We start from the raw sequence: 16,025 nt of genomic DNA, 5'->3' as shown, positions 1-16,025 counted from the left end.
CGTGAGGGGCGCCCGAGCAGCTGGCGACGGTTACCGGCACCACTGCCACCCGGCCAATGCCCTGCCCGATCAGAGACCGGCGAGGAAGGCGAGGAGCTCCCTGTTGACCGCCTCTGGCTGCTCCTGCTGGATCCAGTGCCCGCAGTCGGCCAGGATCACCGCTCCCCGCAGGTCTTTGACCTTCTCGCCGATCCGGGCGATCGCTTCCTGGCTCCAGATCGTCGTCACGTCCCGGTCGCCCCCGATGAAGAGCGCGGGCACGGTCACCGGCCTGTCCTTGTACTCTCCAAGGACTTCCCAGTTCAGATCAGTGGTCCGGTAATGGTTCAGTGGCCCAGTGAGCCCCGTGTGCTCGAGCTCGGCCACGAGGAAGTCCACGTCACCCTGGTCGAGCCAGTCGGGCAGCTTCTCTGGCAGTTCCAGCCGTGCGCCGAAGCCTTCCGTCCGCGGAACGCACATGACACTCCGCACGAATTCCCGCAGGAAGTCCGGCGGGAGCGCTGTGAGGTCGCGACCAGCAGTTACACGCGGGCCTGCCGACGGTGGTACGGCGAATCCCCCCGGCAACTGCGTGCCCGACAGCGCAGCGCCTGATCAACCAGATCCGTCGAAAGACCGCATTGGGTGATCCACTCGTGTGCGTGGGGCTTTCACCGAGTGCCTGGCACTGACCAACTACTACTTACGGCACGCCGCGAGCCTCCTGATGTTCCTGAAAATGCACTGTCTTCCTGTTCCGCCAGGCGCCAACGGCCTTGGAGAGGGCAAGCCGATCGGCTCCGGGGGGGGCAGGCCAGTTCCGGCGCGCGGCCGCCACCACCGAGTCAGCACCATGGTTCTCGGTACATGCCTCCTTCCGGGCCACCCACAAGGAGGACCCGAAGGGAACACACTGCGGACACAACTGGCGTCGCCGTCAGGCGAGTTCACGCTTCAGGATCTTGCCGGTGGACGCCCCCGGCCACCGTGGCAGATGGCGCGGGTAGGACCGTGGCAAGATTTTGCGGCGCTGCATCGTCGCCACTGGGCCTCGTGGAAGCGGTCGCGGTTCGTTGTCGCTCAGCGCTCGTCCGCGCCCGGTTCGGTTCTCCTCCAGTAAGGACGCCGTCCGCCCGAGGCGCCTGCACCAATCGGGCCGCCCTCGGACATGGCGGCGGCCTGGCCGAGGCGTCGGTGTGCTGCGCCTTCCTCGCTACGACACACACCCCGCGGGGTGGGGGGTCGAGCTTGTACCCCCTATAAATGCGACCTGCCACGCCTGGCGCAGAAGCGGTTTCCTGAAATCGCGCCTCGGTCACGAGATCACCGACCGTCGCGCCCTTTCCTCCACCGATCGAGTATGAGGTCGCCTCCATGGAACGTCGTAAAGCGCTCGGACTGATCGCCTCTACCGGTGCCGCCACCGCCGCGGCTGTGCCCTCCTTCGGTGCGGAGACGAGCCGCGCCGCGGGCGCTACAGGACAGGGCGAGGCCACGGACAAGGGCGGCTACACCTTCGCGCTGGACAAGAACGTCGAGCGGTCCTCCGTGCGGTTCAAGAACCGCTACGGCATCGAGGTCGCTGCGGACCTCTACGTGCCGAAGAACGCCAGGGGCAAGCTGCCCGCCCTGGTGGTCAGCGGCCCGATCGGCGCGGTCAAGGAACAGTCCTCGGGGCTCTACGCCAACGAGTTCGCCCGTCGCGGCTACGTCGCCCTTGCCTTCGACCCCTCCTTCTCCGGGGAGAGCGGCGGCACGGTGCGCGACGTGGCCTCGCCGGACATCTACACCGAGGACTACAGCGCCGCCGTCGACTTCCTCGGCCTGCAGAAGATCGTCGACCGCAAGCGGATCGGCGCGCAGGCCGTCTGCGGCTTGAGCGCTATGGCGCTCACCGCGGCGGCTGCAGACAGCCGTATCAAGGCGGTCGCCACGGCCTCGATGTACGACATGTCGCGCAGCATGTCCCGCGGCCACAAGGACTACTACACACGTGAGCAGCGCCAGAAGGTCGTGGACCACCTCAGCCGGCAGCGCTGGATCGACGCCAAGAACGGCACCTACGCGCGACTCTCACACGAGGTCCCCTTCGACGACAACGGCAACGTCGCCCCCACAAACCGCGTCCTTCCCGAGACCCTCCCGGCAGACGCCGACCCGATCACGGCGATCTTCTTCGACTACTACCGCACCGAGCGCGGCTACCACCCGCGCTCGATCAACTCCACCACCGCATTCACCGGCACCACGCCGATGTCATTCTTCGCTTTCCAGCTGGCGACGAACATCGACATGCTGGCACCCCGCAAGGCGCTCCTGGTGGCAGGCGCCGACGCGCACTCCCGTTACTACTCCGAGGACATCCAGGCCAAGGCACCCGACAGCATCGACCTCGTAATTGTCCCAGGCGCGGACCACGTCGACCTGTACGACCGCAAAGACCTCATCCCCTTCGACAGGTTCGACGAGTTCTTCACCAAGAACCTCGCCTGACCGAAAGCGCCCCCGACAGGCCGGTACCACCACCGGCCTGTCGGATGAGCCCCCACGGCGGAAGCGGCCCCTCGGAAACGGATACAGGGCCCCTGCCCATCGACCGGCCCGGGTGGAAGCGGTCGCGGGATCCCTCTCGGCGGTCCGGTCCTTGGCACCCCAGATCGTGGCGGGCGGCGGGGGCGCGATCCTGAACATCCTGTCCGGCCTGTCATGGGTCAGCTTCCCGGAGGCCGGCGCCTACTGCGCCGCCAGGTCCGCACAGTGGGTGCTCTCCGGAAGCGTCGTGATGGTCGCCTCGCACCCACTGCCGGCCTGGCAGCGACGGCGATCTCGATCACCCTGCTCATCATCTATACGCGCCGCCGCCCCGACGGCTATGTGCCGATGACGACAATCCGGTCCACGCGGTTCCAGACCGCCACCTGCCTGATACTCGCTCTCTCCGCGGGGTACTTCACCCTGCTGTTCGTCATCCCGCAGCTGCTCACCACGCAGCCGGCGTTGCGCGACACGGGAGCGCGGTGACTCGCGCGGTGACTCGCGCGGTGGTACGAGCCTTTCCGATCACCTCGAAGCCCGACACGACGAGGGCGCGGGCCGCCTCCTTGTCTTGCGGTCACCAGGTTTATTGAATTATGATCATACTTTAATTGCTCGAGAGAGCCCATCAGCAGGCGCAGCCGATGCGCCGCCACAGCGCCCTTCCCACATCGCGAGGAGCTTTTCATGGACCTCTCCACCAGCACCGCCCTCGTCACCGGAGCCAACCGGGGCCTGGGCCGGGCCCTCGCCACCGAGTTGCTCAGCCGCGGCGCCACGGTCTACGCCGGCGCCCGCAATCCCGACCAAGTCGACCTGCCCGGCGCCAAGCCGATCGCGATCGACATCACCGACCCCGCCTCCGTCGCGGCCGCCGCAAAGGCCACCGGTGACGTGACCGTCCTGATCAACAACGCAGGGTCCTCCACCGGGGCCGATCTACTGGCCGCGGGTCTGAACGACATCCGCCTGGAGATGGACACCCACTACTTCGGCACCCTCTCGGTGGTCCGGGCCTTCACACCCCAGATCGCAGCGGGCGGCGGTGGCGCGATCCTGAACATCCTCTCGGGCCTGTCCTGGTTCAGCTTCCCGGAGGCCGGCGCCTACTGCGCCGCCAAGTCCGCACAGTGGTCACTCACCAACACCCTGCGCCTCCAACTCGCCGACCAGCGCATCCGCGTCGCCGGCCTGCACGTCGGCTACATGGACACCGACATGGCCCGGGCCGTCGACGCGCCCAAGTCCGACCCCGCCGACATCGCCCGCATCGCCATCGACGGCATCGCCGCCGGCGCCTACGAGATCCTCGCGGACGACGCCGCCCGGCAAGCCCAGGCCGCACTGTCCGGGGGCGTCTCCGTGCTCTACCCGCAGCTGTCCTGAACGCCCACCGCCCGGAAAACCCCACTGCGGCGGGACACGACGGCGAGGGGCACTCAGCCGCCGTCACCCGTGCCGGCCCATCGATGCCTTCACGGCCGAGGTGGCCACCTTCCTCGCCACCCGACCGCGCCGATCGGAACGCCGGCACCCCTCACGAAACGTTGCCGGACCCTGCTCCTCCAACCCGTCTGTTCCAGCCCCATTGGAGAAGCGCATGTCTTCCTCGAACGTCGAGAACCGAACGACCGCGGCCGACCTGCACCCACTTGCGGATGAGTACGTCGAACTCGTCAACTCGCATGACATCGACGGCCTGTTCGCCCTGTACGCGCCGGACTTCCGCAACCACGCCGCCGACGGCACCACCTCAGGCGTCCACGGGACCCGCGCGGTGCTGGCGTCGTTCCTAAATGCGGTCCCCGACTTCGCCGCCGCGCCGGTCCGTGTCGTCGCCGAGGGCGACTGGTTCGCGATCAGCTTCGTCCTCGCCGGCACGAACACCGGACCCTTCAACGGCACTCCCGCCACCGGCCGATCGATCAAGGTGCTGGAGGTCCGCATGTTCAAGGTGGCCGACGGGAAACTCACCGACCACTGGGGCCTCATCGACCTCGCGACACTGTTCGCCCAGCTGCAGTCCTGACCGACCGAGAGCCCCGGCCCCCGACCTCGTCGAGCCCACGCCGATTCTTTGGATTACGTTCGCAATACCATACACTGGCCCAGTCGGTAGAGGGCAACCGGTCCTTTTGGTCGATGAAGGAGCGTGTGCTGTGGTGCGGTACGGAAAAGAGCACAAGTCGGAGACGAGGCGGCGGATCATCGAGACGGCGGGCCGCCGGTTCAAGCAGGACGGTATTGACGGCTCCGGCGTCTCGACGCTCATGAAGGACGCGGGGCTGACCAATGGTGCCTTCTATGCCCACTTCGCATCCAAGGACGACCTCGTCACCACGGCGATCGCCGACCAGTTGAAGGCGCAGGCCGAGAGCGTTGTCGCCGAGGCCGCGCCCGGCCGCGCCGGACTCGAACAGATCGTGCGGGGTTACCTTTCGCCCCAGCACCGCGAAATGCTCGGCGACGGCTGCCCCAACGCCGCTCTGCTCGACGAGATCGGGCGCTGCACCGACGTGACCAGGCAGGCGTACACCGACGGCGTGCTGATCCTCATCGACGGCATCGCCGCCCGCATGGCGCCCGAGGACCCGTCCTCCGCCCGCGTGAAGGCACTCAGTCTCCTCGGCCTGATGGCCGGGACGCTGCAGCTCTCCCGCGCCTTGACCGACAACCGACTCGCCAACGAGCTCCTCGACCAGGGGGTGGACAACGTCCTCGCGCTGCTGGACGCCGGGCAGCGCGTCTGACGTGCAACGTCCCTGCTGAAAGCTGGAGTTGGCGCGGACTCCGAGCGGTTCCCGTAGTTCCACCACGTCGCGCGGGTGTGGCCTCACCGTCATGGTGTGCGCCGGCAAGACCGTCCTCGTCACCGGCGCAGGCTCCGGCCTCGGCCGCGCGATCGCGCTCGCCTTCGCCGCCGAGCGCTGGCGGTCGGCCCTCCGGCAGTGCTTGCCAACGTCGCGGGCATCGGCCTCGCCGCCGACGTGCTGGAGACCAGCGACGAGAACGGGGACCGGATCATCGGCGTCAACCAGCGAACTATCCATGGGGGCGGCTGAGTTGGCATGAGCCGGAACTACATCGTGAGTCGCTCGTGGTGGGTGCGGCCTCTTGATACCCCGATGCGGCGCAGCGTGCGTTGGGTGGCCAGCACGGCCGGGTTGGGCCCGACGACGAAGAACGCCCCACGCGCGACCTCCTCCTCGGACAGGGCATGCGCCAGATCGTCTCGGGTGAACCGCCCGGTCCGGACAGTTACGGTGAGGCGACCGCCGCTGAGGTTTTCGTACTCCTTCAGAAGGGTGCCGTAGTAGGCGTCCTCGGGACGGCGGACCGACCAGAGCAGGTGGATGCGCCGATCCCCGCGATGGGCTGAGATCAGACCTAGCAGCGGTGCGACACCTGCGCCCATGCCCACGAGCACGAGCGGTGCACCGGCAGGGTGTTGCCGGACAGTCTGGTCGAACTGTCCGAACGGTCCTTCCAGGCGTACTGGTGTTCCGGGCGCGACGCCGCCGGCCTTGCGGGTGTAGTCGCCGGTCTGCCGGATCGTGAACGTCAGGGTGTCGTGACGGTCGTCGGTCGCGGAGAAGGGATGCCATTCCCGGCCGATGCCCGGGTCCTCGAACCGGAGGAAGTAGAAGTCGCCGGGCCGTGACGTCGTCGACGTACGGTCAAGTGTGACCGCCAGCCTGCGGGTCGCCCGGTTCAGTGCGACGTTGTCCTGCACTCTTCCCGTGAGGTAGCTGTCTGGTGCGATCCATTTCTTCCAGACGTAGATGCCGAGCACCGCCAGCGTGTAGAGGTCAAAGAGGACCATGAACGCGAAGTGCTGGGCCACCCGGTCGATCAGGTGGACGTGCAGCCAGATCAGGAGGACGGCGGCCAGGTTGAGCCGATGTATCCAGACCGAGATCTGGTGCCGGAAGACAAGTTCGAGCCGGCTCTTCACCTTCAGCAGGAGTAGCGACCTGTCGGTCAGCCATCCGCTCATGAACAGGAGCGAATAGCCCAGCACCGCGAACGCCGCCCAGAACGCCCAATCACCGAGGTCCCTGGCCCAGGTGCTCGGGGCGAAGGTGTTTTCGCGGTGCAGATATGCCGGGATGAGGGCGAGGATGCCGAGCACACCGTGCAGCGCGTAAATGTGCCGCAGCCCTACGGCCCGGTCCAGCCAGGACGGGCGCACACTGAGCAGGATCGCCAGCAGCCACCAGCAGTACGCGACCAGCCCCAGGGATATGTAGAGCCGCATGCTCGTCACGTCCGTGAGCTGGGCGTTCAAGGTGAGCGCAAGGGGCAGCGGGAACACCGCGACAAGGCCCCACAGCAGCAGCGTCCTGGCCATCAGAACCCCAGTCCTTCCAGCCAGGAGTTGACCTGGGTCCGGGTGCCGTCAGGATCGCGGTAGACCTGCTGACCCTGCCGGGCGTAGCCGTCCAGGACGTCTGCCTGGGGGTAGTAGCGCTCGAGGATTTCAAGTGAGTTGCCGAACTGCGAGCCTTCGTGGGTGACGAAGGGCACGATCCTGGCTCCGTTGAGATCGTGATCCCGCATGAAGGTCTGCATCGCCATGGGCTGTTCGCCCCACCAGACCGGGAAGCCGAGGAAGACTGTGCCGTATTGGTCGGTGTCGGGTGTGCCGGGCTTGATGGGACGGTAGAGGCGCTCACTCGCCTCCCGTTGCGCCATCCTGTCGGTCTCGTCGTAGTCGGCCGGGTACGGCTCAGCCGGGACAACCTCGTATCTGTCCCCGCCGACCCGGTCGTGGATGAATCCGGCGACCTGGGCGGTGTTGCCGACTTCGAGGTTGAGGTCGGGGAAGTTCCTGCCGGTCTTGGAGTAGAAGACGACCAGGGTCTTGTCGCCCCGCCTAGGTGGTGTGCCCCCGGCGTTGACCGGGGAGATGCCCGGCCAGCCGGGGCCGGACGCGTTCTGCCAGTCCACGGCCAGGAGCCCCGCTGCGGCAGCGGAGCCGGCGGTAATCAGTGCCAGCAGTTTGCGGCGGCTGACGCCGTGCGGATTCATGGCCGACCCCCTCGACGACACCGACGTACTGGGTCCCATGGGGTGGGGCCGTCGATCACCTCAACGCCGCGGTTGGGCCAGAGGTTCGAGCCGCAGACGCAGGCGACGGTGGCCAGCGCGATGGGACGAGCTTCGCGGCACCAACGGTTCAGCGTCTCCGCGGTGTTCAGCATGGGTGGATTTCTCCGTGTGGGTCGAGGGGATCGGAGCGACAGGCGGGCCGCCGCCGCGCCCGACGAGGGGTACGCGACGGCAGTCCCCCGAGGAAGTCCGACAGCCGGACGGGGGACCGACTGCCGGACGAGGATGGAGCGCCCCGGGCGACCGGGCCGCTCCTCAGTGGCCCGGGGCGCTCCGGTTCAGAGCAACGCGTCGGCGGTGATGGGCAGTTCGCGGACTCGTCGGCCGGTGGCGTTGAAGACGGCGTTGGCGATGGCGGACGCTACCCCGACCTGGACGATCTCTCCGACTCCCTTGACGCCGAGCGGGTCGGCCTGCATGTCCTCGCCCTCCAGGTAGATCGCTTTGATCTCGGGGATGTCGGCGTTGACCGGGACCAGGTAGCCGGCAAGGTCGGCGTTGACGATCCGGCCGTCACGGTGGTCGGTGACCGTGTGCTCAAGGAGCGCCTGGCCGATGCCGCCGACCATGCCGCCCAGTGCCTGGCTGTCGGCGAGCTTGGGGCTGACGATGCGGCCGCAGTCGTACACGCCGAGCATCCGCCGCACCCGCACCAGGCCCAGCGCCGCGTCCACACCGACCTCGGTGAAGACCGCGCCGTAGGAGTAATACGAGTGCCGCTCGGGATCCTGTGGCCCGGACCACGAGCCGTCGGCTTCGAGGTGGGTGAGGTTGTTGCGGGTCAGCAGCCGCTGGTAGGTCTCGCCACGGGCCGGGTTGCCCTGCACGTGCAGGCGCCCGCTGCGCACGACGATGTCCTCGGCCTTGGCTCCGTACAGGGGTGATGCCTCGTCCTCGACGGCCAGTTTGATCGCTTGTCGGCGGATCTTGTTGCAGGCGTCGAGGTTGGCGGAGCCGACGCACATCATGGTCATGGAGCCGCCGTGCGGCGGGGTCTGCGGATACAGGGAGTCGCCGAGCCGGAAGGTCACCGCGCGCATGGTCAGCCCGAGGGCGTCGGCGGCGACCTGGGTCTGGGAGGTGTAGGTGCCCGGGCCCATGTCGCTGGCGGCTGCCTCGACCACCGCGGTGCCGTCCGCGTTCAGGCGGGCCCGCGCGTGCGCCTCCATGTTGTTGGGGTCGTACACGGCCGCGGCCATGCCCAGACCGATCAGCCAGTCGCCGTCACGCCTCGCGCGGGGTTTCGGGTTGTGCCGGTGCCAGCCGAACTCCCGGGCGCCCACGGTGTAGCACTCGCGCAGCCGGCGGGTGGACCAGGGCAGGTTGTTCGACTCGTCCTCGGCCGGTTCGTTGCGCCGGCGCAGTTCGATCGGGTCGATGCGGAGGCGGTGCGCGAGTTCGTCCATGGCCGACTCGATGGCGAAGGAGGCGTTCGCGAAGCCCGGACCGCGCATCCAGATCGGGCTGTTCACATCCAGGGGCACTTTGCGGTACGCCTGGCTGACGTTCGGTGTGCTGTAGAACATCTGGCCGGCGAGCATGATGGCCTCTTCGAACGTCTCGTACGACGAGGTCTCCGCGTCTATCTCGTGGACCGTGGCCTTCAGACGGCCCCGCCGGTCGCTGCCCAGGCTCAGCCGGTACTCGTAGGAGGGCCTGAAGCCGGTGCCGAAGTACATCTGTTTGCGGGTCAGGACCACCTTGACCGGACGTTTCATCTCGCGGGCGGCCAGCGCGGCGACGACCGTGTGCGGCCAGCAGCGCAGTCCGCTGCCGAAGGCGCCGCCGACGAAGGGGTTGATGACCCGCACGGAGTCCAGCGGCACATCGAACACCGTGGAGAGTTCCGTCTGGGTGCCCACCACCCACTGGGTCTTGTCCCATATGGTGAGCTTGTTCCCGTCCCAGCGGGCGATGGTGGCGTGGGTCTCCATCGGGTTGTGGTGGTTGCGTGCCATGCGGTAGGTCAGGTCCATCCTCACCGCCGAGTCGCGCAGGCCGGTTTCGGCGTCACCGCGCGCGTACTCGGTCGGCTCGCCCGCCTTGCCCTCGGTCAGGTCGGTCGAGGGCTGCTCGGCTTCATAGCGGACCTTCACCAGGCTCGCGCCGTGCTGCGCGGCCTCCAGCGTGGTGGCCACCACGACAGCGACCGGCTGGCCGTGGAAGAGGACCTTGTCGTCCTGGAAGACCCGCAGTCTGCGTCCTGCCGGGTTGTTCGAACCGTTGGAGTTGTCGCGGTACGGCAGCTTCGGCGCGTTGCCGTGGTGGATCACGCGCAGCACGCCCGGATGGGCTTCGGCATCACGGGTCTCGAAGCCGGTGATACAGCCGCGTCCGATGCTAGCGTCGACGATGACCGCGTGCACCACCCCGTCGACGTCGAACTCGGCGGCGTACTGCGCCTTGCCGGTGACCTTCAGCCGCCCGTCCACCCGGGACAGCGGCGCACCCACGGCTGCCTGGGGCTGGGGGCTCACTTTGTACCTCCTACGACGCGCAGCTGACGTTCGACGGTCCGCTTGAGCAGCGCGACCTTGAACCGGTTGTGGTCAAGGGGACGTGCCCCGTCGGCGGCTCGCTCGGCGGCGGCTGCCCACAACGACTCCGAGGGACGCTCACCGACCAGGTGCTTCTCGACGGCGGGCAGCTTCCACGGCACCGTGCCCACGCCCCCGGCGGCGACCTTCGCCTCCCGGATCACCCCGCTGCGGATGTGCAGCGCCACGGCGGCGGAAGTGAGGGCGAACTCGTACGACTGCCGGTCACGCACCTTCAGGTAGCCGGACTTCAACGGGCGCGGCAGGGCGGGGATCTCCACTGCCGTGATCAACTCGCCCCTACGCAAGGCCTGTTCACGGTTGGGGGTGTTGCCGGGCCGCAGCAGGAAGTCGGCGAAAAGTACCGTGCGCTCCCCATCCGGGCCCAGCAGGTGCACGGTCGCCTCCAGCGCCGCGAAGGCCACCGCCACGTCGGACGGGTGCGTGGCCACACACACGTCGGAGGCACCCAGGATCGCGTGCATGCGGTTGAAGCCGTGCAACGCTGCACAGCCCGAGCCGGGCTCACGCTTGTTGCAGTCGGCGCTCACGTCCCGGAAGTACGTGCAGCGGGTGCGCTGCATGATGTTGCCGCCGATGGTCGCCATGTTCCGCAGCTGGGCCGACGCGCTCAGCTCCAGAGCCTCGGAGACGACGGGGAAGAGGGAGCGCACTTTGGGGTGGGCAGCGCTCTCGGCCATGCTCACCAGGGCGCCGATGCGCAAGCCTCCGCGCTCGGTGACGCTGACCTCGCGCAGTGGCAGGTCGCTGATGTCGACCAGGGTTTCGGGCCGCTCGACGGTCTCGCGCATCAGGTCGACGAGGGTGGTGCCGCCGGCGATGTAACGGCCGCCCGCGCAACCGGCATTGAGGACCTCGCGGGTGTTGGCGGCCTTCGTGAAGGAGAAGGGATGCATGTCAGCGGCTCCTTACTTCCGGCCGGCGGTCTGCTCGACCGCGCGCACGATCTTCACGTAGCAGCCGCAGCGGCAGATGTTGCCGCTCATCCACTCCCGGATCTCCGCCGGGGAGCCGGTGTGGCCCTCCTTGATGCAGCCCACCCCGGACATGATCTGGCCGGGCGTGCAGTAGCCGCACTGGAAGGCGTCCTCGTCGATGAACGCCTGCTGCAACGGGTGCAGTTCGTCGCCGTCGGCCAGGCCCTCGATGGTGGTGACCTCGGCGCCCTCCAGCCGCACCGCGAGCGTCAGACAGGAGTTCACCCGACGCCCGTCGACCAAAACCGTGCAGGCCCCGCAAGCACCCGCGTTGCAGCCCTTCTTGGACCCTGTCAGGCCGAAGTGCTCGCGCAGCAGATCCAGCAGCGAGGTGCGGTTGTCCACGGTCACGGTCCGCCGGGTGCCGTTGACCGTAAGGGAGACACAGCTCTCAGGCGGGGCCTCGGCGGCGGCCGCCTCGTCATCGACGAGCAAGGTGCCTCCGGTCACACCGCCCGCAACGACGGCACCACCGACCGCGGTGGTGGTGGCGATGAAGGTGCGCCGGGTGGGGGCCGAGGAGGGCTCGTCGACTCCGGTGGGGGGAGGAACGGAGGACTGAGGGAGTTCAGTGGACATACGTACGCCTTCACATCACGGACGGATCAGCCGCGCACAGGGCGCTGCGGCAGCTAGTGCGGGTAGTCGTGCAGTACGGGATACGGGACGTGATCGAGCTGCGGTGCTTCAGGAAACCGGCTCAGCCGCGCATGAGGAAGGTCGTGTCTATAGGGGGCACAAACTCAACCCCCCTCCTGAGCAGGCTCACGACTACCGTCTGGGCCATGAACCCCTGACACTTGGCGACCAAGCTGACAACCATTCGGAGATGGCACGCGTACTGGCGTACCGGGTGCGACGCGGCCGACCTTGCGGGTGAAGTCGCGGTGCCACTCGTGCCCAATGCCGGCGGCTTCGAAGCGGAAGAAGTAGTAGTCGCCGGGGCGTGCGGCCGTCGCTGGCCGGTCGAGCGCCACGGACAGCCGACAAGTCACCTCGTTCAGGACGGTGTTGTCATACACGTGACCCGTGAGGTAGCTGTCCGGTGCGACCCACTACTTCCGTCGCGTGGAGCGCCGCCTCGGCAAGCACTCAATGCCTGGCTCACTTCATGGCAGCTCGTTCTCTCACGGCCGGCCGGTGGATCGGGCCGCTGGTCACCGACAGAGGCAGCCCGGTGCCCCGATTGGTGTGGGCGATGATCTCCGCTGTGATGGAGACGGCGGTCTCCTGCGGGGTGCGGGCGCCCAGGTCGAGACCGATGGGGGATCGCAGCCGGGCCAGTTGGTCCTCGGCCAGGCCGGCCTGCCTCAGCAGGTGCAGGCGCTCGTGGTGGGTACGCCGTGAGCCCATCGCACCGACGTAGGCGGCAGGCGTGCCGAGAGCCAGGCGCAGCAGAGGGATGTCGAACTTGGCGTCGTGGGTGAGGACGCAGATGGCGGTGCGTTCGTCCACCTCGGTGTGTTCCAGATAGCGGTGAGGCCAGTCGGTCACGACCTCGTCCGCGTGCGGGAAGCGGACCGTGGTGGCGAAGACGGGGCGGGCGTCGCACACGGTGATGCGGTAGCCGAGGAAGGCCCCGGCCTGGCTGAGGGCGGCGGCGAAGTCGACGGCTCCGAAGATCAGCATGCGCGGGCGGGCGGCGTGGACGTGCACCAGCACGGACAGCGGTCCGGGACAGTCGTCTCCCCCGCCGGCGGCCTCCGCGCGTCCGGTGCGCCCCGTTCGCATCAGGGCACGTGCCTGGTCCGCCACGGCCCGGTACGTTGGTCCGCTGTCCATGGTCCCGTGGTCGACGTGGTCATCGCCGAGGATGCTCACAGTCGCGCCGAGGAGGTGGTCAGGGCCGTCCACGATCTGGGCCACGGCGGCCGGTCGGCCCTCGGCGACCTCGGCGAAGGCGGCGGTCAGGTGGGGCTGCTGTGTGGGGTCGATCCGCTGGACGAGGACGTCGAGTTCGCCGCCGCAGGTCAGGCCGACGGCGAAGGCGTCGTCGTCGGAGTAGCCGAACCAGGCGCGTTGTGGGGCGCCCCGGTCGTGGAGCACCTGTTGGCACAGCTCGTACACCGCGCCTTCGACGCAGCCGCCGGAGATGCTGCCGACCGCGTTGCCTTCTTCGTCGACCGCGACCGACGTGCCGATGGGCAGGGGTGCGCTGCCGGTGACGTCGACGACGGTGGCCAGGGCGAAGGGGCGGGCTGTGCGGCACCAGCGGTGCAGTACGTCTGCGATGTTGAGCATGGACTGCCTCCGGCGTGTGCTTCTTCGTGTGGTGGGGCGGGCCGCCGCCGCACCCTCCGGGGAGTGGGAAGCGGCGGCGGCCCTGGATGGCCCGGCAGCCGGACGGGGGGCGGCGGCCAGGCCGGCTTGGACGGTCCTTGACGGCTCCGAGGTCAGAGCAACACGTCGGCGCGCAATGGGGGTGACAGAGCGGCTGAGGAGACGAGTTCCTCGGCCAGCGCTGTCTGCTGCGGTGGTGTGGAGGAGCGGACAAGGACGCGAAATGCGGGTCAGAAGGTGAGGATCACCTTGGTGGCGCGCCGCTCGTCCATCGCCTTGTAGCCCTCGGGGGCCTGCTCCAGCGGCAGGGTGAGGTCGAAGACCTTCCCGGGGTCGATCTTGCGGTCCCAGATGAGCTGGATCAGGTCCGGCAGGAAGCGGCGCACGGGGGCCGGGCCGCCGAGGGTGTGGATACCGGCGAAGAACAGCTCGATGCCGGGGATCTTCACGTCGTAGTTGACGCCCACATAGCCCAGGTGCCCACCACCGCGCGTGGCGCCGACGGCCTGCATGAAGGACTCCTGCGTGCCGACCGCCTCGACGACCGAGTGCGCTCCGAGGCCGCCCGTGAGTTCCTTGATCTTCGCGATGCCCTCGTCGCCGCGTTCTTCGACGATGTCGGTGGCGCCGTAGTAGCGGGCCAGCTTCTGCCGCTCGGGGTGACGCGACATCGCGATGATGCGTTCCGCACCCAGTTGCTTGGCTGCGAGGACAGCCATCAGGCCGACCGCGCCGTCGCCGACGACTGCGACGGTCTTGCCGGGCCCGGCCTCGGCGGCGACGGCGGCGTACCAGCCGGTGCCGAGCACGTCGGAGGCCGCCAGCAGGGAAGGGATCAGCTCGGGATCGGGCTGTCCCGGAGTGGCGACGAGAGTGCCGTCGGCATGCGGGATGCGGGCCTTCTCGGCCTGGGTGCCGATCGTCTGCGCGACGAACTCGGCGTGCACGCACTTGGACTGGAAGCCGGCCTGGCAGATCTCGCAGGTGTTGTCGGAGATGACGAACGACCCGACGACGAAGTCGCCGACCTTGACGTTCTTGACCTCTGAGCCGACCTCCTCGACGACGCCGGCATACTCGTGCCCCATGACCTGGTGATCGGCGGGCTCGATGCCGCGGTACGGCCACAGGTCCGAGCCGCAGATACAGGTCGCGGTCAGCTTCACGATGGCGTCGGTCGGCTCGACGATCTTCGGATCGTCGCGCTCCTCCACCCGGACGTCGCCGGCCGTGTACATCACTACTCCACGCATGGTGGTTCTCCTTGCTCTGTTGTGCTGGCGCCTACGGCGCCGGTTCGTGTTGCGGAAGGCACGGCAGTGCCGCGACCTGCTGGGTTGATGGGACTCATGTCGCCAAGCGACGGCGCTGGATGAGTGCGATGGCGATCGTGGGGATCAGGGTCAATGCGGCAATGACGGTGCCGATGACGGCGGGGCCCGTAGTGCCCAAGGAGGATTCGAGGGCGAGTCCGGCGATCCAGGAACCGATGGCGGTGCCGAGGTTGAACGCCGACACGGTCAGTGCTGACCCCAGGGTGGGCGCCTTCCCTGCGAAGCGCACGCCCAGGGAAATGAGGACCGGGTTGGCGCCCAGCCCGAAGAGTCCCAGCAGGGCGATCAGTGCGACCGTGGGCGCGGCGTGGGTGGACAGCAGGCAGATCGCCAGCAGCAGGGCCGTGGTCACCGCGGGGGCCACGATCGTCGTCGCGTGCGGACGACGGTCCCCCAGGCGGCCTCCCACGAGGAATCCCGCCAGGGCGCCGACGCCGAAGCCGACCAGCACCAGCGGCACGAGGCCGGCGGCCAGACCGGCCCGGTCGGTCAGCAGCGGTGAGATGTAGGTGTACGTCGACAGCACGCCGCCGGTGGTGGTCGTGCAGGCCGCCAGCGCCAGCCACAGACGCCCCGAACGCAGAGCCGCCAGCTCGGAGCGCACGGAGATCGTCTGGCCGCCGTCGGTGTCGTGCGGAACCTGGCGGGCGATGAGTGCCATGGCGGCCGCTCCGAAGACGGCCAGGGCCCAGAACGGTCCCCGCCAGCCCATGAGCTGTCCGGCGAAGGCGCCGAGCGGCACCCCGACGACGTTGGCGAGCATCGCGCCGGCGCCCACGACGCCCAGGGCGCGGGAACTCGCGGCGGGGCCGGCGGCGCGGGTGGCCACCACGTTGGCCACCGCCCAGAAAGCCCCTGTTGCCAGCGCCGTCAGGAACCGTGCGGCCAGCAGCAGCGTGAAGCTGGAGCCGAGCGCGACGATGACGTGTCCGGCCGCGAAAACACCCAGGGCGAGGATCAGGGTCAGCCGCTGAGGCAGCCGCAGCGTCAGCATCGCCATCAGCGGCGCACCGACGATCATCCCGATGGCGAAGACCGTGATCAGCAGCCCGGCCCGGGCCACACTGACCTGCACATCGCCCGCAATCTCCGGCAGCAGGCCAGCCACCACGAACTCGGTCGTGCCCATCAGGAACGTGCCCAGCGCCAGCACGTACACGACGAGCGGAAGCCGGGCAGGCGGACGCCCGCGGTCACCGGCGCTTACATCGGCAGGGGCGTGGAGGGCTCCTCCTCGCGTGGTCATGCAT

At 68.5% G+C, this 16,025-nt stretch carries 14 protein-coding genes; 5 read left to right on the top strand and 9 right to left on the bottom strand.

Translation table 11 applies throughout. The annotated features are described in order from the left end of the window. Positions 1-69 precede the first annotated feature (69 nt). The gene (locus OHS71_RS37175) at positions 70-567 is read right to left on the bottom strand and encodes an alpha/beta fold hydrolase (RefSeq protein WP_328483718.1); all 498 of its coding nucleotides are present in this window, start codon (positions 565-567) and stop codon (positions 70-72) included. A 786-nt stretch (positions 568-1,353) separates the two neighbouring features. Here OHS71_RS37175 and OHS71_RS37170 point away from each other — a divergent pair. The 5 genes from OHS71_RS37170 to OHS71_RS37150 all read left to right on the top strand — a co-directional run bounded on the left by OHS71_RS37170 (position 1,354) and on the right by OHS71_RS37150 (position 5,264). Beyond that, positions 1,354-2,472 carry an alpha/beta hydrolase gene (locus OHS71_RS37170; RefSeq protein WP_328483717.1) on the top strand — a complete coding sequence of 373 codons (1,119 nt, stop codon included), beginning with the start codon at positions 1,354-1,356 and terminating at the stop codon, positions 2,470-2,472. Positions 2,473-2,859: 387 nt separating this feature from the next. Next, a complete protein-coding gene (locus tag OHS71_RS37165) occupies positions 2,860-3,000 on the top strand; it encodes a hypothetical protein (RefSeq protein ID WP_328483716.1) in 141 nt (46 codons plus the stop codon). Between the two features lie 201 nt (positions 3,001-3,201). Next, entirely contained in the window at positions 3,202-3,900 is a 699-nt protein-coding gene (locus OHS71_RS37160; RefSeq protein WP_328483715.1) for an SDR family oxidoreductase, read from the top strand. Positions 3,901-4,114: 214 nt separating this feature from the next. Further along, positions 4,115-4,543, top strand: a complete 429-nt coding sequence (locus tag OHS71_RS37155) for an ester cyclase (protein ID WP_328483714.1) — start codon at positions 4,115-4,117, stop codon at positions 4,541-4,543. Between the two features lie 130 nt (positions 4,544-4,673). Beyond that, on the top strand, positions 4,674-5,264 hold the full coding sequence (locus OHS71_RS37150; protein ID WP_328483713.1) for a TetR/AcrR family transcriptional regulator: 591 nt from the start codon (positions 4,674-4,676) through the stop codon (positions 5,262-5,264). Positions 5,265-5,593: 329 nt separating this feature from the next. On the opposite strand, the gene OHS71_RS37145 is transcribed toward OHS71_RS37150, so the two are convergent. The 8 genes from OHS71_RS37145 to OHS71_RS37110 form a co-directional block, all read right to left on the bottom strand. Then, entirely contained in the window at positions 5,594-6,865 is a 1,272-nt protein-coding gene (locus OHS71_RS37145) for a ferric reductase (protein ID WP_328483712.1), read from the bottom strand. Further along, positions 6,865-7,545: a flavodoxin gene (locus OHS71_RS37140; protein ID WP_328483711.1), complete on the bottom strand. Its 681-nt coding sequence runs from the start codon at positions 7,543-7,545 to the stop codon at positions 6,865-6,867. The genes OHS71_RS37145 and OHS71_RS37140 overlap by 1 nt, the downstream gene beginning before the upstream one ends. A 359-nt stretch (positions 7,546-7,904) precedes the next feature. Further along, on the bottom strand, positions 7,905-10,103 hold the full coding sequence (locus tag OHS71_RS37135) for a xanthine dehydrogenase family protein molybdopterin-binding subunit (RefSeq protein ID WP_328483710.1): 2,199 nt from the start codon (positions 10,101-10,103) through the stop codon (positions 7,905-7,907). Beyond that, positions 10,100-11,080 carry an FAD binding domain-containing protein gene (locus OHS71_RS37130; RefSeq protein ID WP_328483709.1) on the bottom strand — a complete coding sequence of 327 codons (981 nt, stop codon included), beginning with the start codon at positions 11,078-11,080 and terminating at the stop codon, positions 10,100-10,102. Before OHS71_RS37130 ends, OHS71_RS37135 begins: the two co-directional genes overlap by 4 nt. A gap of 12 nt (positions 11,081-11,092) precedes the next feature. Next, complete coding sequence (locus tag OHS71_RS37125) at positions 11,093-11,740, bottom strand: (2Fe-2S)-binding protein (protein WP_328483708.1); 648 nt, start codon at positions 11,738-11,740, stop codon at positions 11,093-11,095. Between the two features lie 525 nt (positions 11,741-12,265). After that, positions 12,266-13,402, bottom strand: coding sequence for an XdhC family protein (locus tag OHS71_RS37120; RefSeq protein ID WP_328483707.1), 1,137 nt, complete (start codon positions 13,400-13,402; stop codon positions 12,266-12,268). Between the two features lie 269 nt (positions 13,403-13,671). Further along, on the bottom strand, positions 13,672-14,694 hold the full coding sequence (locus OHS71_RS37115; RefSeq protein ID WP_328483706.1) for a zinc-dependent alcohol dehydrogenase family protein: 1,023 nt from the start codon (positions 14,692-14,694) through the stop codon (positions 13,672-13,674). 94 nt (positions 14,695-14,788) lie between these two features. Then, positions 14,789-15,928, bottom strand: a complete 1,140-nt coding sequence (locus OHS71_RS37110; protein WP_443047187.1) for an MFS transporter — start codon at positions 15,926-15,928, stop codon at positions 14,789-14,791. Positions 15,929-16,025 lie beyond the last annotated feature (97 nt).

The organism is Streptomyces sp. NBC_00377 (genome assembly GCF_036075115.1).
Lineage (GTDB): Bacteria > Actinomycetota > Actinomycetes > Streptomycetales > Streptomycetaceae > Streptomyces.
This window is presented reverse-complemented; position numbering and strand designations above follow the sequence as displayed.